This window comes from Motilimonas pumila (assembly GCF_003596335.1).
Taxonomy (GTDB): Bacteria; Pseudomonadota; Gammaproteobacteria; order Enterobacterales; family CBDFNC01; genus Motilimonas; species Motilimonas pumila.
In genome coordinates this window covers 20,862-44,878 of record NZ_QZCH01000005.1, presented here as the reverse complement: position 1 = coordinate 44,878, position 24,017 = coordinate 20,862, and the positions used below count along the sequence as shown (strand labels likewise).

The window sequence follows — 24,017 nt, the reverse complement described above, 5'->3', positions numbered from 1 at the left end:
TTAACCTCCAACGGCTTGTGCCGGCGATGCGGCGACTGAATGTAATGGTAAAATCATTGAAAAACAGCTTCCTTGCCCTACGGCTGAGGTAACTTCTAACCTTCCCTCATGAGACTTTGCCACTGATTGCACTACCGCAAGACCGAGCCCTGTACCTTGAGATTTGGTGGTAAAAAACGGCTGTGTAATTTTCTGTATATTTTCTTCGTCAATACCGGGGCCATTATCCAATACCGAAATTGAGACCTGATCCCCTTTTAGGTATTGTGCTGATAATTGAATTTTGGCGCCTTTACCTGTGGCTTGCAGCGCGTTATCAATTAAGTTGCCTATGGCACTGGCCAGCGCATTTTTATTTGCCAGCAGCAATAAGTCAGGATCGGGTAACGAAATAGATAATTCTGACTGCGCTTTAAACATCATAGCGTCACAGCCTTGCTTAACCTCTTGCAATAAACTCTGCAATGACACTTCCGCCACCACCTGCTTTTCACCGCTGCGGGCAAACAGCAACATATCCGTTACCTGAGTTTCTAAATCTTGTAGTCGGCCCATGAGCTTTTGCTGGAAACTGCCGCGAGATGACTCAGGTAATGAGCGGTTACCTAGATTGGCCGCGTACAACATAGCCGCAGACAAAGGCGTGCGTACTTGATGAGCTAAAGACGCTATCATGTTGCCTAATGCAGAAAGCCGCTTCATGTGGCTAATTTTGTCTTGTAGTTCACGAGTTTGGGTTAAGTCGGTCAATGATATGAGCTGGCCAGAAAAGCCTTCGAGCGGTGAGATAGACAATTGAATACGCTTGCCGTTCACTAATGAAACTTCATGGCCGTCATCGGCTTGTGGCGCAAACGCTCGGCGAATAACATTAAACCAAAGCTCTCCCAATAGAGGCTCACCCAATAGTTCAATGGCAACAGGGTTGGCTTGGGTCACCACGCCATTGTTGTCTAATAAAATGATGCCTGATGGCAGCATATCAAAGACATGAGAATACGAGCGATGCTGCGCACGCAATGCATCTAATTCACCTGCGTAGCTTTCTTGTTGTAATAGTTGGCTCATACGTGTCAAAACCCCGGCATAATTAACTTCTACCGAAATAAATGCGATATCTGTGCCAACAATTAAAATACTTTCTAAGCGAATGTTTTAGATATAAAAAAACCTGCATAAAGCAGGCTTTTATTGGCTAAAGTGATACTGTTTAGCACTGTTATTCTTTTGACGATAGACCGTATTTTTTCATTTTTTCTACCAAGGTTGTACGCCTCATGCCCAGTTGCTCAGCTGCTCTGGCGACGACGCCCGCTTGTTGATCCAACGCTTGGCGGATCATGTCGACTTCAAATTCCGCCAACATGTCTTTGAGGTTGACGCCATCTTCAGGCAATGCATTAGCCATCATAGGAGCATCCGTTAACGCATTGGTGCTATCATCCTCAATAGCCTGCTCATCATCAAACACAAAGTCGTCATTGAATATACCAAGCAATGCTTCTCGTTCAGCAATCGCACTAGGCAGCTCCATTTCCACATCTTCAGTTTCAAGGTGACGATATTTGGCTGGTAACTCATTCACATCAACAATTTTATTAGGATGTAAAATCAGTAAACGCTCAACCAAATTAGACAGTTCGCGAACATTACCGGGCCAAGCATGCAGCATTAATGATTCAATACTGCGCTGAGTAAAGCGTACTGAGGCATTGTGCATCACTTCATGACGCGACAATAACTCTTGCAATAGCAAGGGAATATCATCTTGCCTTTGACGCAAAGCCGGCGTTTCAATCGGAAAAACATTTAATCGGTAAAATAAATCTTCTCGGAACTTTCCTTCTGCAATCATAGCTTCGAGCCGTTGATGGGTAGCTGCAATCACGCGTACATCAGCTTGAATCGATTTACTGCCACCGACTCGCTCAAAAGTGCGCTCTTGCAATACCCGCAGTAACTTAACCTGCATGGGCATTGGCATATCGCCAATTTCATCAAGGAATAAAGTGCCTCCTTCAGCTAATTCAAAGCGTCCTTTACGGGCCGCAAACGCGCCAGTAAACGCCCCTTTTTCATGACCAAAAAGTTCACTTTCGAGTAAATCTGGTGGAATAGCGCCGCAGTTAACAGGTACAAATGGGCCTTTCTTACGCTCCGAGATGTCATGCACTGCGCGGGCTACCACTTCTTTACCCGTCCCCGACTCCCCCAAAATCAAAACGCTTGCTGCAGTACCGGCAACCTGCTCTATCATGTGGCGCACTTCAGAGATAGCATCGCCTTTGCCCACTAGCATTTTCAAAAGATAAGAGTGTTGGCTTTGATCTTTTAATTGGCCTATTTTGCCCAGGTAGGACTGACAATGGTGTAGTAAGCGCGTGAGATCATCATAACTGAAAGGTTGTGATAACTGGCCTAAATAATTCACCGAACTGATGTCTAAGCTTTCGCAAGCACCGATAAAGGGCAACTTAGGGTTTTTTATCGCAAAATCTTGCGCCAATGATGGGGCTATTTCACCAAATATCACGCCTTTGTGGCGTGTAGGTATAGCAGCTGCAGTCAGATCATCAAGAAACTCGCACTCTTCACCGATAAACGACAAAATAGTGCTGAGCATTGAAAGGTTTTCTCTATTGCTATCAATGATCAATACAGATAAAGGTGCTGCCATGTATGCTCCTGCAAAAGAAAGCGTTGTTTATTTGACTTACAGACGGTTTATTGACGTTAATGATTTTAGACGATCTCATACTGACTACAAGATCCCACGAAAGAATTAGTCATAAATTTGACGTAAATGATGTTTTTTGACGTTTATCGTCAACAAAACCTTGTTTTTAGCTAAAATTTTAAATACATCAACTTACGGTGCTGGCATAAATAATGCAGAATGGCTTTAATTAAGCTAAGCAATCAAAATGGCGCTAACTCTATGTTCAACAATAAAAACATTCTTATCACGGGTGGTACAGGTTCATTTGGCAAACGCTTTATTGCCACCATCTTAGAACGTTTTACCCCTAACAAAATCATCGTATTTTCGAGAGATGAACTGAAACAGTTTGAAATGCAGCAAACTTTTAATGCCCCTTGCATGCGTTACTTCATCGGTGATGTGCGAGATGAAAATAGGTTGCAAAGAGCCATGAGCGGCGTGGATTACGTGATTCATGCAGCCGCATTAAAGCAAGTGCCAGCAGCAGAATACAATCCAATGGAGTGTATAAAAACCAACATTAATGGCGCAGAAAATGTCATCAACGCGGCCCTAGATAACAACGTAGAAAAAGTGATTGCCCTTTCTACCGACAAGGCAGCTAATCCCATCAACCTTTACGGTGCCACCAAATTAGCTTCAGACAAATTGTTTGTAGCGGCTAATAATATGGCTGGTGGCCATAAAACCACATTCTCAGTGGTGCGTTACGGTAACGTGGTGTGCTCGAGAGGATCTGTCGTCCCCTTCTTTCAACAGTTGATTGACGACGGTGCCACCAAACTCCCCATTACGCACCCAGATATGACACGCTTTTGGATAACGTTAAAAGAAGGCGTTGAATTAGTCTTGACCAGCTTTACTCGAATGCTAGGCGGTGAGATTTACGTGCCTAAAATTCCTTCGGTTAAAATCACAGACCTGGCAAAAGCCATGGCGCCTGATTTACCTCATGAGATTGTTGGCATCAGGCCAGGTGAAAAACTGCATGAAGTCATGTGCCCGGCCGATGACTCTTATCATACCTATGAGTTTGAAGATCACTTCGTGATTGCCCCGACCATAAATTTTAGCGCTCGCTGTAATGACTTCAGCAAAAGCGCACTTGGTGAAACAGGCAAATTGGTAGTTTCAGGCTTTGAATATAACTCTGAGGGCAACAACCACTTTCTTAGTAAAGAGGAAATACTGGAGTATAACGATTAGTGAGCAAGTTTATCGCTTATGGCAAACAAGCCATCTCTCAAGCTGATATTGACGCGGTTAATGAGGTACTAACTTCCGAGTTTTTGACTCAAGGACCAGCCGTACCTAAATTTGAAGCAGCCATCGCCCACTACTGTGACGTTAAGTTCGCTAGCGCAGTAAACAGCGCTACTTCGGCTTTACACCTGGCTTGCTTAGCCCTTGACGTTACCATAGGCGATATAGTCTGGACCAGTCCCAATACCTTTGTCGCGTCCAGCAATTGCGCTTTATATTGCGGTGCTGATGTCGATTTTGTAGACATAGATGAACATACGGGAAACATGTGTGTAGAAGCGCTTGAAAAGAAGCTTATTGCAGCCAAAAGGGCTAATACACTGCCAAAAGTGGTCATTCCGGTGCACTTTGCAGGGCAAAGCTGTGACATGGAAGCCATCTATCAGCTCAGCTTAAAATATCACTTCAACATCATTGAAGACGCTTCTCATGCGATTGGTGCTGAGTATAAAGGGGCCAAGATAGGTAACTGTCAATTTAGTGACATCTGTATTTTTAGTTTTCATCCAGTGAAGATTATTACCAGTGGTGAAGGCGGTATGGCGGTTACAAACCAAGCATCACTGGATCACAAAATCAAGCTGTTACGTTCACACGGGATAACAAAAGAAAGTCATAAAATGAGCGAGGAGTTAGATGGCCCCTGGGCATATCAGCAGATTGATTTGGGCTTTAACTATCGAATGACAGACATTCACGCGGCGCTTGGCTTAAGACAAATGCAAGAAGTGGATCGTTTTGTTGCTCAACGTCACGCCTTAGCGCAGCGTTACGATAGTATTTTTGATTGCCACCCAGAGATTACACCGCTCGCTCAGCGAGCAAATCAATACAGTGCTTTTCATTTATACATAGTTTCCATCTCATCGCTCACGAAAGATAAAAAAAAGCACTTGGTATGTCAGCTTAGAGAAAAGGGTGTGGGTGTCCATGTGCATTATATTCCCGTTCACCTTCAGCCTTATTATCAAGAGTTAGGTTTTAAAATGGGTGACTTCCCTGCTGCAGAACAATATTACCAAACCGCACTCACTCTCCCTCTTCACCCACAATTAACCCATGCCGAACAAGATAAAGTGATAGCGGCATTGTTGGCTCAGCTATGAAACTGGCTCTGGGCTGCGTGCAGTTTGGGTTAAATTATGGTGTGACCAACACAGCAGGGAAAGTGAGCGAAGCAGAGGCAAGCAATATCTTACATCATGCCCACCTAGCAGGTGTTGATACCTTAGATACAGCGGCCTTATATGGCGCAAGCGAAACCGTTCTAGGTCAAAATGATAGTGGTCATCACTTTCAAATTGTTACCAAATTGCCTGCTATAAACTCGGTCAACGAACTAGAACGAGCGGTCTCTGCGAGTCTTTCAAAACTCAAAGTGAAGCGCCTACAAGGGCTTTTATTTCATCGCACGGATATTTTATTCACACCTGTTGGCCGGCCATTAAGCCAGAGGCTTCAGCAGTATCAAAAAGACGGAGTGATCGCTGAATGGGGGGCATCTGTCTATCACCCAAAAGAGCTGCTTAACTTACTCGCAAACTATTCCATTGGATTAGTACAGCTGCCTTTGAATATCTTAGACCAAAGGTTTCTTTCACCGGAAATCACACAAGCGCTTCAAGCTAACCAAGTCACCGTTCATGCTCGTTCACTGCTGCTACAAGGGTTACTTTGTCAAGCTACTTGGCCAAAAGCGTTTAATCAATGGCGCCATATTCAACAGCAGCTCGCAGATCTCACGATGCACCACCAGGTCTCCCCGATGACATTAGCCATGAGTATCTGTCATCAAGCGACCAATGTGGAACGTTTTGTGCTTGGCTTTCAAAGTGTCGAACAGCTCAAACAAGGGATACAGGCTTACCACCTAGGTGCCAAGTTGCAGCTTCAACTTGCTACTCTGGCGCAAAAGGATGAACAACTCATCAACCCTGCGCGCTGGTCAGCTCTCAAAAAAACATTATGATTTTAGCTATCATTCAAGCAAGAATGTCTTCATCAAGACTACCGGGAAAAGTACTAAAGCCATTGCATGGTCAACCGATGCTTGGCTTTCAATTATCAAGAGTTAAACAGAGCAAACAAGTGAATAAGTGGGTGGTCGCTACCAGTACTGAATCATCAGATCAACCCATCGTCGATTTTTGTAAAACACACAATATAGAGGTTTTTCGGGGCAGCTTAGAGAACGTGTTACAACGCTTTTATCTCTGCGCAAAGGAATTTCGAGCCCAGCACGTGGTGCGCTTGACCGGCGATTGTCCTTTAACTGACCCAAGCATCGTTGATCAAGTCATTGAGCTGCACCTTAAACACAAAGCCGATTATAGTTCTAACTGTCACCCCGCCACTTTTGCTGACGGCTTTGACGTAGAAATCATGACAATAAGTGCGCTCACTCAAGCTTATCAAAAAGCCTCTACAGCGCAGCAAAAAGAGCATGTGACTCCGTATTTATACCAAACACCGGGATTTGCCATTCACAACGTCAATGCGCCTGAGGACACCTCTCACTTCCGACTGACCGTTGACAATATGGCAGACTTTGACATGGTCTCGACGCTTATAAATACCATGCAAACCCAAGGCATTGGCTCTCTGGACTATTTTTCAATCATACGTTTTTTACAGCAGTATCCAGAGCTCACTAAAATCAACCAAGCTTTTAACCCGGCCCATAAAGATATCCTATGACGTACCTAGATCCGAGATACCAAGCAAGCATTGCCCATTACAAGTACGCCAGTCAACGCATTCCACTGGCATCTCAAACATTTAGTAAAAGCCGTTTGAGCCTACCTTATGGCGCAAGCCCTTTGTTCTTAGAGCGCGGAGAAGGCGCTCATGTCTGGGACATAGATAACAATCAGTACTTAGATTTTATCAACGGTCTGCTGTGTGTCAGTCTTGGTTATCAAGATCCTGATGTCGATAAAGCCGTCATTAAACAAATCCGCCAAGGTGTGTCATTCTCTTTGCCACATAGATTAGAGGCTGAGGTTGCTGAACAACTTATCCAATTAATACCTTGCGCCGAAATGGTTCGATTTGGAAAAAACGGCAGTGATGTCACGGCAGCTGCGGTGCGATTAGCTCGGGCATACACTGAAAAGGACCATATCGCGGTATGCGGTTATCATGGCTGGCAAGATTGGTATATTGGCAGCACGAGCCGCCACCTAGGAGTGCCAAAAAGTACTCAAGAACTCACTCATAGCTTTCCATACAATGACCTGACGGCCCTAGAAAATTTGCTGCAACAACATAACTTTGCCGCGGTGATTATGGAGCCAATGAATCTCTCTCAACCAAAAGCGGGCTACCTCCAAGGTGTAAAAGCCTTATGTGAAAAGTATCAATGCTTGCTGATTTTTGATGAAATCATCACCGGGTTTCGGTTTTCGTTAGGAGGCGCGCAGCAAACGTTTGGGGTTACCCCAGATCTTGCTACTTTTGGTAAAGGCATGGCCAATGGTTACCCAGTTTCCGCTATTGTAGGTAAAAAAGAGATAATGACAGTAATGGAAGATATCTTTTTCTCGGGGACGTTTGGTGGCGAAGCGGTGTCGTTAGCAGCAGCGAAAGCGACCATACAAAAAATGCAGCAACAACAGGTACCACAATACCTGTCCTCACTAGGCCAACAGCTGTTAAAACAGCTTAAACCCACTTTTGAGAAGCAAGATACCTTTACCCTACATGGGCACCCAAGTTGGACCATTTTGTCCATTGCTCAAGAACAAGGCTTACTGATTAAAAGTATTTTTTTACAAGAAATGTGCCTGCGCGGCATTTTAACGCTCGGAACACACAATTTAAGCTTAGCCCATCAAGAAGCTGATATTGCTCGCTTAGTCAGTGCATATGCTGAAATTGTGCCTATGGTTTGTGAAGGGTTAGAGCAAGGGACCCTCGCCTCGAAACTAACAGGCCAAGCCATTGAGCCCGTATTTAAGGTACGTTAATGCAGTTTTTCTTTCGTACAGACGCAAACGCTGACATTGGCTATGGTCATGTGATGAGGTGCTTAACGTTAGCTAACCAGTTACAAACGCTTGGCGCGCAATGTTATTTTATTTGCCAATCTGCGGATGCCTTTCCTCAACACCTTTTTTTAGGCGACGTGAAACTTTGTTTGATTGATGCACCTAGCCTCAACAAGGACGCAGAACTCAGCGCCGAGATATTATCTAAGAAGCAATTTAATTCGGCTTTAGATTGGTTGATTTTAGATAATTACCAACTGGGTGATGAGTGGGTATTACTACTTCCTAAAGTCGATAATCTTTTGGTCATTGACGATCTCGCTCGGTTTCATCAAACCGCGAGTATCTTGCTAGACCAAAGCTTAGGGCGTACGAAACAGAATTATATCGATAAAGTGCCTGCTAACTGCCAGCTACTGGTTGGTGAAAGCTATACGCTGTTGCGACCAGAGTTTTTACAATTACGGTCTCAGGCAGAAGCGAAAAGAAAGAGCTTTGAAGCAAATCACTTACTTATTTCAGTTGGCGCAACAGACCATTTGAATATCAGCCAAATCCTGTTATCCAGTTTGAAATACCTTTCACAAGAATATTACCCAAATGTTTCCGTCGTGCTCTCCAGTAAAGCCAAGCACCTAAGCAGCATAAAAAGGTGGGTAAGCGATTACCAAGAGAAGCAACAACGACGACAAATTAAACTGCTTACCGATGTCTCTGATATGGCTAAGCTGATGCTAAGCGCGGACTTAGCCATAGGAGCAAGTGGCAGCAGTGCATGGGAACGCGCAGCTATGGGGCTGCCCACCCTCAATATTATTACCGCTGATAACCAAAAGTTTATTGCTCGCGCTATGAATAAAATGGGATTAACCAAAGCATTAAAGCTGTTTGATGATAAGCATAAAATAGCACAGCAAATAATGCAGATTAGTCAGCAAAAACATGCCCAGTTTCTGAGCCAATCGGGTTTCAACACGATAGATGCAAATGGCTGTCAGCGTGTGATTAAAACTATGTTGAGATCAAGGGCTTCGGAATTATCATTAAGACCGTTTGAGCCCACTGATAAAGTCACTATCTACCATTGGCAGTTGCAACCTAATATTCGCCAATATGCTCGCACGCCATCGGTGCCAAGCATACAAGAACACAGCCATTGGTTTGAACAACAATTATTACAACAAGAGCTCGCAGAGCCTGAGCACATCAACCTGATTATTATGTTTAACCAACTAAGTTGCGGCATGATAAGGTTAAGTAAACTGGAAATGGATTGGGAGGTGTCTATTTTAATTTCGCAACCATTCCACGGTTTAAAAGTCGCCCAAGCAGCGCTCAGGCAACTACAAAAGGCATACCCCGTCAATATGCGAGCGGAAATAGCCCCTGAAAATATAGCCTCAGTAAAAGCCTTTCTAAACTCGGGCTTTATGCAAACAGGAAAACGTTCATACTTTTATCAAGCGTTAGCGTGACTTAATGTGGCACAAAAGATTGCTTCAGTAATCCTTCTCGTTCCAAAACAATTGCGATATCGTATAGGTCGCCAGCATAAACCTCAATAATATCAGCGATTTCAATCAAGTCTTTAGTACCATCAGCGTAGGCCAAAAAATTCATCATATTGGCCACCTGAGCCGTTGAATCTTTAGTGCTAATGGTTGGGTACAGGCCTCGTTTGCCCATTTGAGGCTCGCATTTAACGGTTACTTTGTAAAAAGCATTGTGTTCCAATAGCTTGAGACAAGCTTGTAAAACATCATAACCCCCTTCTAATCCTGCTGGAGTAACCAAAGATAGGTCATCAAGCGAAGTGTGATACTCAGGGTATTCTGCGTATTTACTGCGCATGACAGAGCAAACTGGGAGGTCGACCCCAGGCGCACAATATTGCCGCTCATCACTCCCTCGGTCTAAAAAGCGGTAACTATCAAATGCTGAAACGAGATGCTTGAGAACATGTGTAGCCACCCGGTCAGCCAAAGTAGAACCGAGCCTAGAAGGTAAATATGAATAGGTTCGTTCATCACCTAAGCAAGTGAGCACAAAGCCAGCCTTGACGTTTTTCTGTAACTGCTCTAAGTGCTTGGAAAGATAATAAATCGAACCTATCGTCTCAGGTAAAAAAACGATGCGATATGAATAACGGCGAGTTGGGCATTGTTGTAACCACTTAGCTAAAAACGTTGCCACTACAGGACCTGATAATTCATTGTTTGCCATGGATGGATGACAAATATAAGTAGACAATAAAATCTCATCCTCCGTTTCTCCCGCAATAAAAAGCTCACCATAAGTCATATGGCCATCAGTTAAACTGCTGTCAATTTTTACTTTATATTGTCCAAGCGGTAATGCCTGCAGTTGTTCGTGGGTAATACAAAAGCCCCAACGACGTTGGTAATAAGAAGTAATGTAGGGGATCGCGGAGGGTTGTTCGGGTAAAGAGTATAAATGCGAAACTAATTGAGAATACTCCAAAGTACAATCAACCGGCTCAGAGTATCCCATCACATGGAGGTTATGCTTTTTAAAATCTATGATTTTTTGACCACTGGGATCAATTACATAGGCATCATGAATATTCCACTCCGGAGGAATCACCCAATCAAAGGCAGGGGTACCACTAGCGACTTCATGAACCTGAAGCCCAATCACATGCTGAGTTAATAGGTTTAGGGTAGTCCTGACACCTTGCCCTGTTAAGCTGCGGCAGATGGGAAAAAGCTCGGTAGCTAATTGATGCATCGCTCGCCCAGTGGGGTATTTTATTTCTTTCAAAATTATTCAGCTCATCAAAGGAGTAAGTTCGTTGTTACTGAGTTGCGGACCTTGAGCGAGGTACCAAGCATCTTGTTTTACTTTTTCTGTCGCTAATTCAAAGTAAGGCGTAAGTGGCACACAACTGACTGCACCCAAACCAAGAGGGTGTTGTTTTGCGATTTTTTTTTGCAACGCCAAATCCGCTAATCTGCGACAGTTAGGCTCACTATTTTTGCACAAAGCTCGCACATAATATTGCCATGCAACATCTTGTTGTTCTAATTTCCCGTGGAACATCTTGTCAAATCGATAAGGTACCTGTAATTTTCTTTCTAGATAATGGATTGGCGTAAAATAAAATAAGTCTACGCCAAAATTACACACCTTCGTTGGCAAGGACAATAAACGCTCATACAAGCAGTCTTGACCAAAGCTAGAATGCGGTAAATTGGCAAACAATAACGGGATATGTGGCCCAAAACCAGCAACAGAGAACAACGGGTCTAAGCTTCGTATCACATTCGGCTGTTGGCGAAATTGCTCACTAAAAGCACCAACGCTTGAGGGAGTATGTTGTCTTGAGAATGCTTGCTGGTTGCAAAAGCTGTAACTGAAAGTGGGTGTAATAAAGCTTCCACGAGAACCAATAACTTGTTGAATCGCATCGACAAAACAAGCGACCATATCTTGGCCTTGTCCTAGCTCTTTTAACAGCCCTAGCTCCAATAAACTCATATGACTAAACACCACATCACCAGGCTCAACGCCCACCTCAAGTAGCGAGTTTACAATGTCACTTTGTTGGTAATGAAAACGTCGCACAACAAAGCTCTACTGTTGTAATTTTATGATAGCAACAAGCTGCTTAATGCTCATTGATTGACTAAGCTGTTCATCATCGAAAGTAATACCAAAAGTGTCCTCGACCGCAAAAATAATATTCATATGTGCAAGTGAGTCCCATTGCTCCAGCGTTTCTGAGGAAGAATCTGGCTGCACTAGGTGCTCATCAATGTTTAATGTTTGAGCGATCAAGCTCATTAATTGTTGTTCCATTAAGTTTCCTTGTGGAGTGTAAAAAAATCTTCGATAGGAAGATAATCCAAGCGAGATTTAACATACATGTTCTTTACGTCGGGATCGGCAGAAAAACCCTGACTTGGATAGAACAGAGCGACTTGTTGATTTTTTGCACTGGGAACGTAACGCGCTACCATCTCCGAGAGTTTGGCCGTAACGCACTCATTAATCAATAACTGCAGAAAAGCACATTCTATGTTGCGACCCAATGCACGACAAGAAAGCAGTAAGCTATCAATTTCAACCCGCTGTTCTTTTATCAATAAAATAGCGCATCCCACAATCCCCATATCCCCAAAACGGTCAGATACCGAGAGGCAGAAAACCCAACTATCCTCGTGCCGTATAAACTCCAGTAACTCCGGTTCACTATAGCGTTTACAGGTTAAATTAAATTGATTGGTTTTTTGTGTTTGCTGCGCCAAACGCACAGCGTCATTCTCAGTCGCAGAGTGAAATCTAAGCTGCATGTTTAGGCTTGATAAGTACCGTTCGGGACTGACTTTTTCTTGTAGCTCTTGGCGTTGCTTCTGCGCCTGATACATTTGAGTACGGCTGAGATCTTCTGATGTTAGATTTGCACGATCAAAGCCAGAAAAACATGCTAGTTCAGATGCAAATAACGAAGCTTTTGTAGGGTCTAATCGAAAAGCAGTTACTTGTGGTAACTGTTGCTGTACTAAGCCGACTTCAAATTCACTGTCATCCACAAACACCATCGAATCAAGTCCAATATTTAACTCGTTGGCGATTTCACGCAAGTTGCTGGCTTTGTCCTGCCAATTAATCCTGGCCGCTGCTATGTGCTCTTTTCTCAGAACCATATCAGGATGCTCTTCAAATACCTGCCAAACATCCTCTTGATTATTTTTAGAGCAAAGAGCAATGATGACACCTCTATCCGACAGTGACTTTATCATACATTGAAAGGCGCGATATTCATTTCCAGGGTATTGTAAACCGAGCCGAAGACCCGATACCCCATCCTCTCCCACTACGCCGCCCCACAGGGTATTATCACAATCAAGTACCAAACACTTTTTACTCTGATTTTGAGCGGCTTGATACTTATTCATAAGATATTGCGAAAACTGGCTTAAAGCTTGTCTGCTCATAGGGGCTCGGGCTCTATACCAATAACGCCAATCAAAAAATTGTTGCTCTCCAATCGCTTTTAACACTTTATCAGACTGTAAAATATGAACCTTAGGGTGCGCTTGCGCTAACTTTTGAATGCGCTGATTTAATGCACGGAGGTAAGCTTGTTGACCAGAGCACATATCTTCATCAAAAATGCCAAATGCCATCGCATTTGGTATTTCAAAATCATTCCAAAAGGCCATTTTTATTGAGGATATGTTACTGATCAAATCAAAGACGAGGGCAACTTGAGACAAGATAAACTCCGCTTCACGCGCTTTTTCCTCTTCAGTAAGAGAAGTGAAACTGTTTACGAGCTTGTCAGCAAGCGCTAACCAATGGTTAAACACCCAAAGCAAATCAGTTGGCCCAGAAAATAACACCTCGTTGGAAGCAAGGTCTTGATATATTTGGTCTAACCCACCAAACTTGAGGTTAAGCTTGTAATCAAGAGATGCCGCAAAATAGCTCAGTGGCACCTGAACTGCTTCCACGGTAATATTTCTTAAAATGGTAACGTTTAACTCTCGCGTCGGTGTTAATTGTTTAAGCGCTGCCTGCATGTCAGGTAAAGGTAATATTGGCTTAAACATGATGCAGTAGCTCCACCAGCCCAACCCCCCTAACCATATGGAATGAAACTAATTGACCATCGAACAAAACCGCAGGCTTCGGTTCAGATACCATCAACACCCTTAGTCCCGCTTGTTTCATCTGAGCCAAAGATGCTTGATAATCAAGAGTCTCAAAACAGGTGTGATAAATTAAACTTTCTTGGGTTTGCAAAATATCAGTGAGTGGGCCGGTTTTTTCACCCGCATAAACAATTTCAACACTGGGTTGTTCACTGTGCGACGCCATGATTAAATTCACATTTTGCAAAGGGTCAAAAATAGACTCTGACACCTGATATCCACTCCCCTCGAGAAATAAAATAGCCATTTTCTCGTGTTTTGTGGCTAACCCTAAATGATGAAAACTCAAACCAAATTTGTTCATTATTTTGCCAACAACATAGCGACATTCACCGGTAACTTTTGCTTCATACTTTGCTCTAAACTCAGCCCTGAATAAGGCACAACTAATTCTCGCTCTATGTTAAACCCAACTTGCTTCACTTGTTGTTGTAATTGCATAAGGTCTTCATACAAATAAATATGATCAATCGCAGGAGCGTTGATACAGGTAGTAATAAAACTCTTACCACTGATGTTGGTCACTTGATATATCTTTTCAAGGAATTGCTCAGGTTGTTCCACATGCTCTAAAACCTCCGCCATAACCACGCATTCGTATTTTCTTTCTGGTTGCCATTGTAAGAAATCGTTATGCAGAATTTCTGTATTACTTATCTTTCCTAAACAGCCACTCGCTAAAATAGCTTGCGTCATTGCCACACTCGTTGCGCTAATATCAACCCCCGTAAAGGATTGATAACTGCTGACTTGAGCAGCTTGGGTGAAATAAAAGCCATGACCAGGACCCACTTCAAGATAATGACCTTTTGTATTTGCAGGGATGCATTCCAGAAAAAATCGGTGCATTGATAGATGGTTGGGCCATAAAAATGTACTCAGTGCTAAACCATACATGTATTTTTCCATGTATTCAGGGTTGTGATAAACAGACTCGGCAACTTGCGCATACTTTTGAAATCGATATTTGCCATGACGCTTGAAGAAAATTTGCTCGGTAAAAGTATCTTTCACGATTAAGTCATAACATGATGCTAGATATGGCAAACTGATATTTCGAGATAAGCAAAACTCGACATAAGCGCAAAACATCTTCCATTCTTGAGGGCTTAAGTTTTCTTGGCTATGTTTCAAAAATGACTTTTGCGTCGGATTGAGCTTGATGATTTCTTCACACAGTCGCGTTAATACTTCCACATTAAAACCTTACAGATATAGTCAGTTGACAAAAAAATGACACTCCAGGTCACTCATTCGAGCGGTTATGAACTAAAGCAAGTTTCACACCAGAGTTTAAAAAGTGCTTTATGAAGCTTAAGCGAGTAAGCAATGAGGTTATCAATTAGTCACAAAAAACCTTAACAAGCATACATAAGACATAATGTAATCAAAGCTAGCCGTTGCGTGAGGCAAACAAGCTCCCACTTACACAGCTGCTTAATTGGCGCATCAGCGCCTAGATTTCACTCGGTATAAAGTATAATCTAAGAGTAATTAAACAGTTAAATCAACTGTTAGGAAGCGAAAAACATAGGAGTTTCACAGTTTCTTCTCGTCGTTTGCGAGTATTGGCAGAACTTGGTTATATCCTAAACAAGTTTTTCTTATTTGTTGCATCCACCATGCTTAAGGACTTTTTGTGCAGCCGAGCTTGATCATAAATAAACACCAGATAATGAACGGCAGTCAACCGTATATCATTGCCGAAATATCAGCCAACCATAATGGCGATATAAACAATGCATTCAGGTTGATAGAGTTGGCCAAAAAGCATGGCGCCAATGCCGTCAAAATTCAAACTTACACTGCTGATACCATGACCATTGAATGTGAGAGGCCTGAGTTCAAAATCAGTGGTGGCCTGTGGCATGGTTATTCTCTGTATGAGCTCTATCAACAAGCTCATACCCCTTGGGAGTGGCATCAAGCCTTATTTGAGAAAGCAAAAAAGGTAGGGATAACGCTTTTTAGCTCACCATTTGATGAGTCAGCTATCGACTTTTTGGAAACTCTCGATGCTCCGGCTTATAAAATTGCTTCATTTGAAGCCTTAGACTTTTCTCTTATCGAATATGCCGCGAAAACGGGCAAACCTTTAATCATTTCGACCGGTCTAGCGAGTTTAGAGGAAATTGAAAAAATACACGCTTTGATGCAAAAATTAAAGTTTAAGCAATATTGCCTGTTACATTGTATCAGCGGCTACCCCACGCCAATAGAACAAGCTAATGTTGCAACACTTGTTGACTTACAGCAACGGTTCAACTGTGTGACAGGACTCTCTGACCATACTCTAGGGAACCAAGCCGCAATGGCGGCCACGGCATTAGGCGCCGCAGTCATCGAAAAACACTTTACTTTCCGTCGCTCAGATGGAGGCCCAGATGCTGCATTTTCATTGGAGCCTGATGAATTAGAGCAACTTTGCACACAAGCGAAACTCGTATTCCAAGCAATTGGCCAAGTTAACTATGAAACTAAACCAGCGGAGCAACAAAACTTGCAGTTTAGGCGCTCTATTTATGCCGTCAAAAACATCGCCAAAGGCGAGGCCTTTACGACACACAACGTCAGAAGAATCAGGCCTGGCTTAGGCCTACCAGCTAATCATTACAAAGGGTTGTTGAGTAAAACGGCGTCTCAAGACATAAAAGTAGGCACGCCTCTTAATTGGAGTTTAGTGAATAATCATGGTGAATAAAGCAAACTCAGCCATAGAGTCAACTATCCTCTCGTTATTTGCTCAAACACTGACTTCGTTTCCAGCGTTATCTGTTGCCATTTGTGAGCAGCAAGATTGGCAAGCATTCAGTGTTCACACGCCCATCAAACAACCAGAGTATCAATGGTTTATTGGTTTGTATCACCACAGTGTTAACCTCAATAATTTTCCCCAAGCTTACCTACTTAATTTCATTATTTATCAGGATCAACAACCAACAGCAATTTGGCGATTAAACCTGGCCCAAAGTGGCGAAGCGACTGTAGTCACAACCAATTCCAGCCCAATTTCTGCACCGATTATCGCCACTGGTGCCAGTAAAAAAACCACAACTAATATCTTAAAATCGTGTTTGCATTTCCTTGTGTCAGTTGCTGAACGCTTTAAATTGAAGGAGCTTGTATGTCAAGGTATAGATGGTTGGTCACTGAATCAGGAGTGGTCAAAGCTATGGCTACAAGCGGGTGCTAACATAAAGGTGAGTCACGAATGCTTTACTGACCTGAGCCAAAACATCGATGAATACCTCAAAAAGAGAAGTAAGGGCTGTAAGAGTGATATAAAAAAGGCGCTCAAATTGTGGCACTTTGAAATTCACGACCAACTATCGGATAAGCAACTAAAACAGTTTCAAGACTTTCATCGTCATGTGGCAGGCAGAGTAACCCGAGATAATACCACTTGGGAAGCCCAACAACGCTTTACCAATAATGGTGAGTCATTTGTCATCTTTATTTATTCAGACAAACAGTTAATTGGCTGCGCGCAGTTTACTTACAGTGCTCATACCGGTGCATATGCTATCGCGGCATATGAGCGAGAGCTGTTTCAATACCCTATCGCACATGGTGCACAAATTCTCGCCATGAAGAAAATGCAAAGTATGGGGATCACTCAATATTATCTAGGTGCAAGGTGTTACCCTGGCAGTAATGAAAAACCGGATGTAAAAGCACAAAGTATTGGTAAATTTAAAGCAAGCTTCGCTTCATCTATCGAACTAAATCAAACGTTAACGTTAACGATCAGTAAAGGGGAAGAAAAATGATGATTGAAGACCCTATTAGGTTAATTAACCTGAGGTGGTCAAATGTTGCTTCCAGGTTAATCCATGCCAACAGCTTGCCTTACACACTCATTGAGCAGCCACAAACGAGTTTGGTATTCGAAGATATTCAACTCACTAGTTGTTATGACCGACAATCTGAAGCCAAACTGCAAGCGCAGCAGCTACCTCTAGAGTGTAAAAGCATTACCATTTTTGGCCCTGCGATGGGAGACCTTGCTAATGAGTTACTGTCCAGACCGAAATTAAAACAGCTTAATATTGTGATCATGAACTTAGCCGTTTTTAGGGTCGCTCTCAAACACATGTTTGATGTCAACTGGCTCAAAGATGAAAGAGTCCAGCTTTCCCTCGCGACTAATAATACTGCTATTCCTGAGTATTTCCTTGTCTCTCCAGCGGAATTAACCTTAGTTGATGACAGCGCGGTGATATTGAGAGATAAGCTTCAACTGTTATTAGATCACACATTCGTATCCAGTCATCACGATCAAAGCCAACAAGTTCAGTCCGATATTGAGGTGAATAAGCCTTTCATAGTGAAAGATCTATCTATAGAAGCATTACTTCCTCAATACATTGAAAACAAGAGCCGCGCATATATCATAGCGACAGGCCCATCATTGCAAGAACAAGAACGATTACTCGGTACCGCAGAGTCTTCAGCCAATGGGATTATTATTTGCTTAGACGCCAGTTTAAAGTTTTTAGATTATTTAGGCGTTGTGCCAGATATAGTCATTTCTATCGACCCCAAACCCGATATCTGCTTCGAAGGAATTAAGCTAGAAAAGTATCAAGATACTGCACTGGTTTACTTCCCAAGAATGTCTCCAGAATTGCTAAATAATTGGCAAGGCCCTCGTTACTGTGCTTACTCAGATGGCCCCTTGTATGATGATATTTGCCATCAATACCCCAAAACCCGTTTGTTTTCGGGTGGCAGTGTCATTCACCCTGCAGTTGATCTAGCGGTAAAACTCAATATCTCTGAGATTATTTTGTTGGGCGCGGATTTTGGCTACCCAACAGGAAAAACACATGCATTTTGGCCTTCAAATTTCGTGGTACCTCAACCTGGCTCGCCCGGCACACATTGGGTTTTCAATTGGGCCGGAGAAAAAATCACTACGCTGCCAAACCTGCGGGGCTACCTGAGATACCTAGAGCAATATATTGATAAAAACCCGCAAGTTAACTTCCATAGCGCAAGTAGTTCCGGCGCGAGAATTCAAGGTGCTAAACTATTGAGAAATGACCATGACAAATAAACCTCTTACCTCACAATTAATTTCAGTGGCGCATTTCTTCCGCATTGGCCATGAGGCGCAAGCCAATCAGTCATTCACAAATAGTCTTGATATGCTGAGTGAATATTGCACCAAGCTGTCACCGCAGCAGCTCAACCAAATAACCCCTTTAATTGAACCAATGCTGCTCGCCCAGCAGCGAAGAGACACGTTGTTTTTAGCCGATATTATCGAACATGAGTTGATTCCTTTAGTGATCACATTCCGTGTTTAATCGTTGTCCGAAGCGCACCATTGCTTCAATAATGCCGAGACAGACTCAGACCATGGCAACTCGCTGTGCAACGGGAAAGCTAAACAAGGTTCGTAAGCAGGTCTAAGTGGATTACCGGACCAATTAAAGTTATAGATTTGAGCACTAATACCTAACTTTTCGCAGTTTTTTACAGCTTCCAGTTTCGCTTCATGACTTTTACCCCTCATCAGAGGAGCAATGCCAGGGGCCCCCTGTTTGGCAGATATTATATCTAGCATCCACGTTGGCCAGTTTACCGTTAAGCCATCTCGCGCTACGTTGGCTAGATTAGCCCTTCTCAATTCACTCTCTTGCTCTAACGAAGCTAGCACGTCACCACCTAAAAGCGGTTGAATGCAATGAATATCGTTACCGTAGCTTTTATAAATATCTAATTCGATGACTGAATTAAGACTTGGCTGCGCTAATGTTATCTCGCTGTCATGGCGCCTCTGCCAATGACCGAACTGGTGTAACACTCCACCTATTGCAAAGCCAAGGCATTTAGACAGACTGACGACGACAGGCAGCCCTTTACTTAAAGGTACTAAACGTTGTAATGCGTCTGCAGAGTCTACGGCATCAAAAATAATAGGCGTTTTCAACCCATCCAGTTGTTGTAATACCTGTTCAGAAAACGGCCAGCCCCACTGCTCATAAGCAAGAATTGCGTCAACCTTAAGTTGATGGCTGAGTACCTCTGTCATAGGAATGGGGGTCGCTACTCTGCCAACAGAAGCTATCACACATGCAGAACTAAACTCTGGGATCGCCACCCTAGAAGGTCTTGATAAACCTAAATTCATCAGTGCTTTAATCAACGCCTGTCGGCCACTAGGAAATACTAACTCGGTATCTAAGGTTTGTTGGCCAGCAATTAAGCCTGGCTGTTTACGCCATAGCCCTACCACTAGCAATATTTCCTTACGACTATATCTTCACGGGTATGCCCAAAAGGCAGATGAGATGGCTGAGGTAGTAGGTGCGCCTCTAGTCCTTTTTGTCTTATCTGAAGCAGTAATGAAAGTACACTTTCGTCATCAAAACTGACAGCCTCAGAGACAGGTTCAAAAGCCGGCTCTTCAGGCATATCAGCAATGGCTTCGCGCCATTCAACGCTAAAACGTTGCCCTTCTTGACTATTCACAAATCGTTGCTTCAAATCATTATTCGGTAAGTCACCCAGGATCAGGCGACCACCAGGAGCCAATAGTGCGACCGCTTTATCGATAAACGCCATCACATCCGAGCTATTACGTAAACAATGTAAAACACTATAAATCACTATCACGTCAAATTTATGTTCTCGGGGGAGTTTGAGACTAAGAAAGTCTCCCGCTAAAAGTTCAAGGTTGTCAGATTTTGTTCTTTCAGAGAGTTTTTTGATACAGCCAGGATGATCGATTCCCACACACTTTTTAGTGAAAAAGCTAAGTGGTATGAGTAGATTTCCCGTGCCACAACCTACTTCGAGCAATGTATCCTTACTGCTGATTGACAGCTTGTTGATAAGGTCCTGCACGATGTGTTTTTCTGCTTGATGCTGGATAGCGTAGCGACCAGCAATTTGGGTGTGGTTTTCGAGTGTTGCAGCTCTCTCTCCATAAGCGTCAAAATACGTCGTCATACTGGCTCCATTTCATTGCATTGCTCAAACGCTTGCAGTAACAAACTGCTCATAAAAAATCCTTGGCAATTTCCTCGTCCTAACAAGGCGAGGTTGTCAAATGTATGCAATAACGCCTTATTTAAGCTCACCACTGACTGCTCTGTTTCTGTGCTGATAATAGGAAAACCTTGGTTCAATGGTTGAACACTCTCATATAAGCATTGATGCTTGGCATCAATTAACCCGATCGACTCTAGTTCGAGCTTGATGTCATCAATGCGTGATTCAAAATCAAAGCCAGCCTCTTGTAATACCTCAACTGTTACTTGGAAGTGCCCTTCCCGTTGCGCTTTAACGTCAAGGTTTTGGTACAAAGTAATACGGCCACTCAATTTGTCTGGTTGATGTACGTTGATATAGTAGCAGTCTGATTTTAGCGGTTGATCGAACGTAAAATCATAGATTGCCGTTGCGCGATAAACAGGTTTCGCGACTCTCGGTTTAGAGTGAAGAAGATGACCTAATAGTGGGCTCGGAACCGCCCAAATAAACTGCTGGCAAGTAAAATCACCTAAGTTCGTTTGCACGCCTACAATTTTAGACTTCAACGTATTGACGGCACTAACCTGACAGTTGCCTAAATATTTCACACCGCAGGCTATAGTTTTATCCAATAAGGCTTGGTACCAAGCGCCAATCCCTCCAGAGGAGGGATAATACTTATCAGCACCTGAGGTCGCCCCATGGAAACCAAGACAATTGTCATATTCTGGCACTTGCTTAAGTCTTTGAGTGGTTTCCGCATCAAAGCTAACCAGCCTATTCATGTCAAAAAAAGCATAAGCACTCGCACTGATTTTTTTTGCCGGTAAGCCAAAGTACTTGTTTACCACAGGCTCAATCACTCGATGAAAAACGGCTTCGCCATACAGACTGATAAACTTATCTTCTAAGTTATGAATATGCGCCCCAATTTGAGGCTGCAATAATGAAAGAGCCAAACCTTGATAATCGTCTTTGTCCAAGTGATTCAGATTAAGAAATGGACTGATTTCGCTCAGCTGATGATTGTAAAAATTACCTGATTTACCAATATTGAACTTCACGAGATCAAGCTGTTCATGTTGATAGAGAAAGTCGTCCAGTAAAGCCTCACCCGTTGCAACACCTACGTGCGTGCCATAATCAAAATCGCCAAAAGGGCTGTATTTGCTTCGCATTAACCCGCCGGGTTGATCTGCAGAATCAAGTAAAGTCACTTCAAAGCCTTTCTGCTGCAGCAGAAACGCAGCGGTAAGTCCAACGACACCCGCCCCCACAACGACAGCGTTTGATTTCTGCGTCATTTTAGCTCTCCAGTAAACACGGTTTTATCTATCCATTCTTTTGCCATGGTGGATTTATCAGGATCAAGTAACTCAGCATTAAACTTCACTTTCATGCCTGATAAATAATCCCTCAATATTGCTAAACCTTGTTGATGTACTTGCAGCGCAGCTTCTACATCTTCCCGACTTTGTAATAATCGACTCAAGACGGTATGGGTATAAAGTAAGCTGCCACGAACCATTTCCCGTAAAAAAGTGCTTTTTTGTTCGCCACCACTTTCGGCAAAAACATACTGGGCATAAAGATTAGTAATGGCGTCTTGGCGGTTTTGTAGTGGCACCTTGGTCATTTCAATGATGGCATCTATATAATGCTCAAACTCTAACTGAGTCACTTTATGTTCAAATTCTTTGGCAAAGTTCGAGACGTCGAGTTGATAGTAATCAAATGTTTCATCAACAATTTTTTTCTTATTGAGCTTTTCACTAGATAAAGCTAACAAATGAGGCTCTAGCGGTGTTGCTCCAGCTATTTGCGCCCCATCACTAAGGTTAAAGCAATTGATGTGTGGCGTATCTCGAATAAAAGCAGCCAGTGAGCGCACAGAAAAACCAAAGGTGTAACTCGTTCTTACGGTGCCGCCGAAATTCCCGGGCATTTCAATATTATCTTGCCCCTGGTGATCGTACAGGTTTTTGTCTTCACCATCTTTGTAATAAATACTGTCGACACTGTGATGTTGCCCTTGAGGAAATCCTAAATCCGTGCCAATTAAATAAAAATTTTGAAAACCCAACGACTCTGCAATGGTCAAAGCACTATTCGCCACGGTAGGGTTACAATAGACCATGCCCTTCATTTTTTTACCGATTCCGCCAATCTCGCGAGATAGCGTTGTCGGGGGCTCGTTAACCTTTAACCCCATTAACTTTCGCTCAAACAATGAAAACACATCTGGACTGACCGTATTCATAGACAATAAAGGGAGTCGGTGTAGCAACTCCTCATCAACCGAAAGCAGCCTATCTCGCACGGGGCGAGTTCTTTCTTGCTCAACATGAAAATCGGGCCAAATACCATTTCTAAGAAGGCTATCAATTGTAGTGCCGCAGCTGATGATGATGGCATTGTCTTGGTTTGCCTTTATTAGGCCCATGTTTTTATCTAGTGAAGGACCATTGCCGCAGATAAACACGGGGATATCTTGGTTCGCTGGAAGGTGCTCTTTGATTTCAATCGCAGGCACTGACTGCAGGTTATGAAAATGGTGAGCCGTTGCCATAAGTGAGTCATCAAAAAAGCCAAAGCCATATGCGAGCTCGTACGATCGTTGCTTAAAAATATCACATGCCTTGGTAATTTCTTCTGTTACATAATGCTGATACAAGAAACTGCGTGCGATATCGTAGCCGCCTTTGGTCCACATCTCTGAGGTAAGATCAGAGAAGAATGTTGTTTCATTGCCACCTAAACAAAGGTGTAGAGAGCTACCCTGTTGGTCTAGCGTTTCTAAAATGCCCTTCCAATCTATAAGGTGTAACGAAGCAAAGAAGAAGTCATGATTAGGCTCATAGATATACAAACGATTAACTTGATGATTAGCCACCAAGTTTTCAAGGTAGAAACCCGTTCCTAAACCAAAGCAGATCATTAGCCCTAACGAATCAGGAAAAAACGTCGACGTAACCCCAGCTTCTTCTTGCGCATCTTGTAGCTCAACAAATTTGTTTAAAAACTCATAATGTAGGAAGCCGACGCGATTATCTTGCTTATTAAAGCGCATGTCACTCACATCTGGACTCAGCTTATAAAGTTCAAAATCTAACAAGCTACTGCGAAATGCATCACCACCAAAAACCAGTTTTTCAGTGTTTTTGTCAACCAAATCGACACTGCCTTGAGTTGCCACCAACTCGAATGTTTCTGGTTTATAATGAATAAAGGAATCAGCAATATCGGGAATGTAGTCTTGGAAGGCTTTAATGTTCTGAGCAAAAATTGATTGGTAATCAATATGTTGGTATGGAAGTTGTGCAATTACATGTTCAACCGCAGAGCGTTGCTCTGCAGAGATGGGCTTCTTTTGGCTCATTT

22 protein-coding genes are annotated in these 24,017 nt (G+C 43.0%); 10 read left to right on the top strand and 12 right to left on the bottom strand.

The features are described 5' to 3' along the window. The gene (locus D1Z90_RS06540; protein ID WP_119909951.1) at positions 1-1,068 is read right to left on the bottom strand and encodes a sensor histidine kinase; all 1,068 of its coding nucleotides are present in this window, start codon (positions 1,066-1,068) and stop codon (positions 1-3) included. Positions 1,069-1,219: 151 nt separating this feature from the next. Continuing rightward, on the bottom strand, positions 1,220-2,677 hold the full coding sequence (locus tag D1Z90_RS06535; protein WP_119909950.1) for a sigma-54 dependent transcriptional regulator: 1,458 nt from the start codon (positions 2,675-2,677) through the stop codon (positions 1,220-1,222). A 261-nt stretch (positions 2,678-2,938) separates the two neighbouring features. Between D1Z90_RS06535 and pseB the strand changes: the two genes are divergently transcribed. The 6 genes from pseB to pseG are packed head-to-tail and all read left to right on the top strand — an operon-like array spanning position 2,939 to position 9,449. After that, entirely contained in the window at positions 2,939-3,928 is a 990-nt protein-coding gene (pseB, locus tag D1Z90_RS06530) for a UDP-N-acetylglucosamine 4,6-dehydratase (inverting) (RefSeq protein ID WP_119910050.1), read from the top strand. Beyond that, the gene (gene pseC, locus D1Z90_RS06525; protein ID WP_232525208.1) at positions 3,928-5,091 is read left to right on the top strand and encodes a UDP-4-amino-4,6-dideoxy-N-acetyl-beta-L-altrosamine transaminase; all 1,164 of its coding nucleotides are present in this window, start codon (positions 3,928-3,930) and stop codon (positions 5,089-5,091) included. The genes pseB and pseC overlap by 1 nt, the downstream gene beginning before the upstream one ends. Then, positions 5,088-5,954 carry an aldo/keto reductase gene (locus D1Z90_RS06520; protein ID WP_119909949.1) on the top strand — a complete coding sequence of 289 codons (867 nt, stop codon included), beginning with the start codon at positions 5,088-5,090 and terminating at the stop codon, positions 5,952-5,954. The genes pseC and D1Z90_RS06520 overlap by 4 nt, the downstream gene beginning before the upstream one ends. Continuing rightward, a complete protein-coding gene (locus D1Z90_RS06515; RefSeq protein ID WP_119909948.1) occupies positions 5,951-6,682 on the top strand; it encodes a cytidylyltransferase domain-containing protein in 732 nt (243 codons plus the stop codon). Before D1Z90_RS06520 ends, D1Z90_RS06515 begins: the two co-directional genes overlap by 4 nt. Beyond that, a complete protein-coding gene (locus D1Z90_RS06510; RefSeq protein ID WP_119909947.1) occupies positions 6,679-7,953 on the top strand; it encodes an aminotransferase class III-fold pyridoxal phosphate-dependent enzyme in 1,275 nt (424 codons plus the stop codon). Before D1Z90_RS06515 ends, D1Z90_RS06510 begins: the two co-directional genes overlap by 4 nt. After that, the gene (gene pseG / locus D1Z90_RS06505; RefSeq protein ID WP_119909946.1) at positions 7,953-9,449 is read left to right on the top strand and encodes a UDP-2,4-diacetamido-2,4,6-trideoxy-beta-L-altropyranose hydrolase; all 1,497 of its coding nucleotides are present in this window, start codon (positions 7,953-7,955) and stop codon (positions 9,447-9,449) included. Before D1Z90_RS06510 ends, pseG begins: the two co-directional genes overlap by 1 nt. Before the next feature lies 1 nt (position 9,450). Here pseG and D1Z90_RS06500 read toward each other — a convergent pair whose 3' ends face one another. Genes D1Z90_RS06500 through D1Z90_RS06475 form a run of 6 tightly spaced genes read right to left on the bottom strand, consistent with a single transcriptional unit; the run spans position 9,451 to position 14,849 of the window. Continuing rightward, on the bottom strand, positions 9,451-10,755 hold the full coding sequence (locus tag D1Z90_RS06500; protein WP_198419064.1) for a DUF4910 domain-containing protein: 1,305 nt from the start codon (positions 10,753-10,755) through the stop codon (positions 9,451-9,453). A gap of 6 nt (positions 10,756-10,761) precedes the next feature. Beyond that, positions 10,762-11,559 (bottom strand): AAC(3) family N-acetyltransferase, encoded by a 798-nt coding sequence (locus tag D1Z90_RS06495; protein WP_119909944.1) that lies wholly within the window; start codon positions 11,557-11,559, stop codon positions 10,762-10,764. Positions 11,560-11,568: 9 nt separating this feature from the next. Next, a complete protein-coding gene (locus tag D1Z90_RS06490; protein WP_119909943.1) occupies positions 11,569-11,793 on the bottom strand; it encodes an acyl carrier protein in 225 nt (74 codons plus the stop codon). Beyond that, on the bottom strand, positions 11,793-13,550 hold the full coding sequence (locus tag D1Z90_RS06485) for an HAD-IIIC family phosphatase (RefSeq protein ID WP_119909942.1): 1,758 nt from the start codon (positions 13,548-13,550) through the stop codon (positions 11,793-11,795). The genes D1Z90_RS06490 and D1Z90_RS06485 overlap by 1 nt, the downstream gene beginning before the upstream one ends. Continuing rightward, complete coding sequence (locus D1Z90_RS06480; protein WP_119909941.1) at positions 13,543-13,956, bottom strand: VOC family protein; 414 nt, start codon at positions 13,954-13,956, stop codon at positions 13,543-13,545. Before D1Z90_RS06480 ends, D1Z90_RS06485 begins: the two co-directional genes overlap by 8 nt. Beyond that, entirely contained in the window at positions 13,956-14,849 is an 894-nt protein-coding gene (locus D1Z90_RS06475) for a class I SAM-dependent methyltransferase (RefSeq protein ID WP_119909940.1), read from the bottom strand. Before D1Z90_RS06475 ends, D1Z90_RS06480 begins: the two co-directional genes overlap by 1 nt. 478 nt (positions 14,850-15,327) lie before the next feature. On the opposite strand from D1Z90_RS06475, the gene pseI reads away from it, so the two are divergent. The 4 genes from pseI to D1Z90_RS06455 are packed head-to-tail and all read left to right on the top strand — an operon-like array spanning position 15,328 to position 18,964. Further along, the gene (pseI, locus tag D1Z90_RS06470) at positions 15,328-16,353 is read left to right on the top strand and encodes a pseudaminic acid synthase (protein WP_119910048.1); all 1,026 of its coding nucleotides are present in this window, start codon (positions 15,328-15,330) and stop codon (positions 16,351-16,353) included. Continuing rightward, entirely contained in the window at positions 16,343-17,422 is a 1,080-nt protein-coding gene (locus tag D1Z90_RS06465) for a GNAT family N-acetyltransferase (protein WP_119909939.1), read from the top strand. The genes pseI and D1Z90_RS06465 overlap by 11 nt, the downstream gene beginning before the upstream one ends. Further along, positions 17,419-18,711, top strand: a complete 1,293-nt coding sequence (locus tag D1Z90_RS06460) for a motility associated factor glycosyltransferase family protein (protein WP_119909938.1) — start codon at positions 17,419-17,421, stop codon at positions 18,709-18,711. Before D1Z90_RS06465 ends, D1Z90_RS06460 begins: the two co-directional genes overlap by 4 nt. After that, positions 18,701-18,964, top strand: coding sequence for a hypothetical protein (locus D1Z90_RS06455; protein WP_147378737.1), 264 nt, complete (start codon positions 18,701-18,703; stop codon positions 18,962-18,964). Before D1Z90_RS06460 ends, D1Z90_RS06455 begins: the two co-directional genes overlap by 11 nt. On the opposite strand, the gene D1Z90_RS06450 is transcribed toward D1Z90_RS06455, so the two are convergent. From D1Z90_RS06450 to D1Z90_RS06435, 4 genes are read right to left on the bottom strand one after another with little or no spacing between them, the layout of a single operon-like run. Continuing rightward, positions 18,961-19,896, bottom strand: a complete 936-nt coding sequence (locus D1Z90_RS06450) for a hypothetical protein (protein ID WP_119909936.1) — start codon at positions 19,894-19,896, stop codon at positions 18,961-18,963. The genes D1Z90_RS06455 and D1Z90_RS06450 overlap by 4 nt on opposite strands. Continuing rightward, positions 19,896-20,612, bottom strand: a complete 717-nt coding sequence (locus D1Z90_RS06445; RefSeq protein ID WP_119909935.1) for a class I SAM-dependent methyltransferase — start codon at positions 20,610-20,612, stop codon at positions 19,896-19,898. The genes D1Z90_RS06450 and D1Z90_RS06445 overlap by 1 nt, the downstream gene beginning before the upstream one ends. Next, positions 20,609-21,940 (bottom strand): FAD-dependent oxidoreductase, encoded by a 1,332-nt coding sequence (locus tag D1Z90_RS06440; RefSeq protein ID WP_119909934.1) that lies wholly within the window; start codon positions 21,938-21,940, stop codon positions 20,609-20,611. The genes D1Z90_RS06445 and D1Z90_RS06440 overlap by 4 nt, the downstream gene beginning before the upstream one ends. After that, positions 21,937-24,015 carry a motility associated factor glycosyltransferase family protein gene (locus tag D1Z90_RS06435; RefSeq protein WP_119909933.1) on the bottom strand — a complete coding sequence of 693 codons (2,079 nt, stop codon included), beginning with the start codon at positions 24,013-24,015 and terminating at the stop codon, positions 21,937-21,939. The genes D1Z90_RS06440 and D1Z90_RS06435 overlap by 4 nt, the downstream gene beginning before the upstream one ends. Positions 24,016-24,017 lie beyond the last annotated feature (2 nt).

Coding starts and splice junctions, on each gene's coding strand:
- D1Z90_RS06540 (WP_119909951.1), bottom strand. CDS start 1,068: ATGAGCCAACTATTACAACAAGAAAGCTACGCAGGTGAATTAGATGCA.
- D1Z90_RS06535 (WP_119909950.1), bottom strand. CDS start 2,677: ATGGCAGCACCTTTATCTGTATTGATCATTGATAGCAATAGAGAAAAC.
- pseB (WP_119910050.1), top strand. CDS start 2,939: ATGTTCAACAATAAAAACATTCTTATCACGGGTGGTACAGGTTCATTT.
- D1Z90_RS06520 (WP_119909949.1), top strand. CDS start 5,088: ATGAAACTGGCTCTGGGCTGCGTGCAGTTTGGGTTAAATTATGGTGTG.
- D1Z90_RS06515 (WP_119909948.1), top strand. CDS start 5,951: ATGATTTTAGCTATCATTCAAGCAAGAATGTCTTCATCAAGACTACCG.
- D1Z90_RS06510 (WP_119909947.1), top strand. CDS start 6,679: ATGACGTACCTAGATCCGAGATACCAAGCAAGCATTGCCCATTACAAG.
- pseG (WP_119909946.1), top strand. CDS start 7,953: ATGCAGTTTTTCTTTCGTACAGACGCAAACGCTGACATTGGCTATGGT.
- D1Z90_RS06490 (WP_119909943.1), bottom strand. CDS start 11,793: ATGGAACAACAATTAATGAGCTTGATCGCTCAAACATTAAACATTGAT.
- D1Z90_RS06485 (WP_119909942.1), bottom strand. CDS start 13,550: ATGTTTAAGCCAATATTACCTTTACCTGACATGCAGGCAGCGCTTAAA.
- D1Z90_RS06480 (WP_119909941.1), bottom strand. CDS start 13,956: ATGAACAAATTTGGTTTGAGTTTTCATCATTTAGGGTTAGCCACAAAA.
- pseI (WP_119910048.1), top strand. CDS start 15,328: ATGAACGGCAGTCAACCGTATATCATTGCCGAAATATCAGCCAACCAT.
- D1Z90_RS06465 (WP_119909939.1), top strand. CDS start 16,343: ATGGTGAATAAAGCAAACTCAGCCATAGAGTCAACTATCCTCTCGTTA.
- D1Z90_RS06460 (WP_119909938.1), top strand. CDS start 17,419: ATGATGATTGAAGACCCTATTAGGTTAATTAACCTGAGGTGGTCAAAT.
- D1Z90_RS06455 (WP_147378737.1), top strand. CDS start 18,701: ATGACAAATAAACCTCTTACCTCACAATTAATTTCAGTGGCGCATTTC.
- D1Z90_RS06445 (WP_119909935.1), bottom strand. CDS start 20,612: ATGACGACGTATTTTGACGCTTATGGAGAGAGAGCTGCAACACTCGAA.
- D1Z90_RS06440 (WP_119909934.1), bottom strand. CDS start 21,940: ATGACGCAGAAATCAAACGCTGTCGTTGTGGGGGCGGGTGTCGTTGGA.
- D1Z90_RS06435 (WP_119909933.1), bottom strand. CDS start 24,015: ATGAGCCAAAAGAAGCCCATCTCTGCAGAGCAACGCTCTGCGGTTGAA.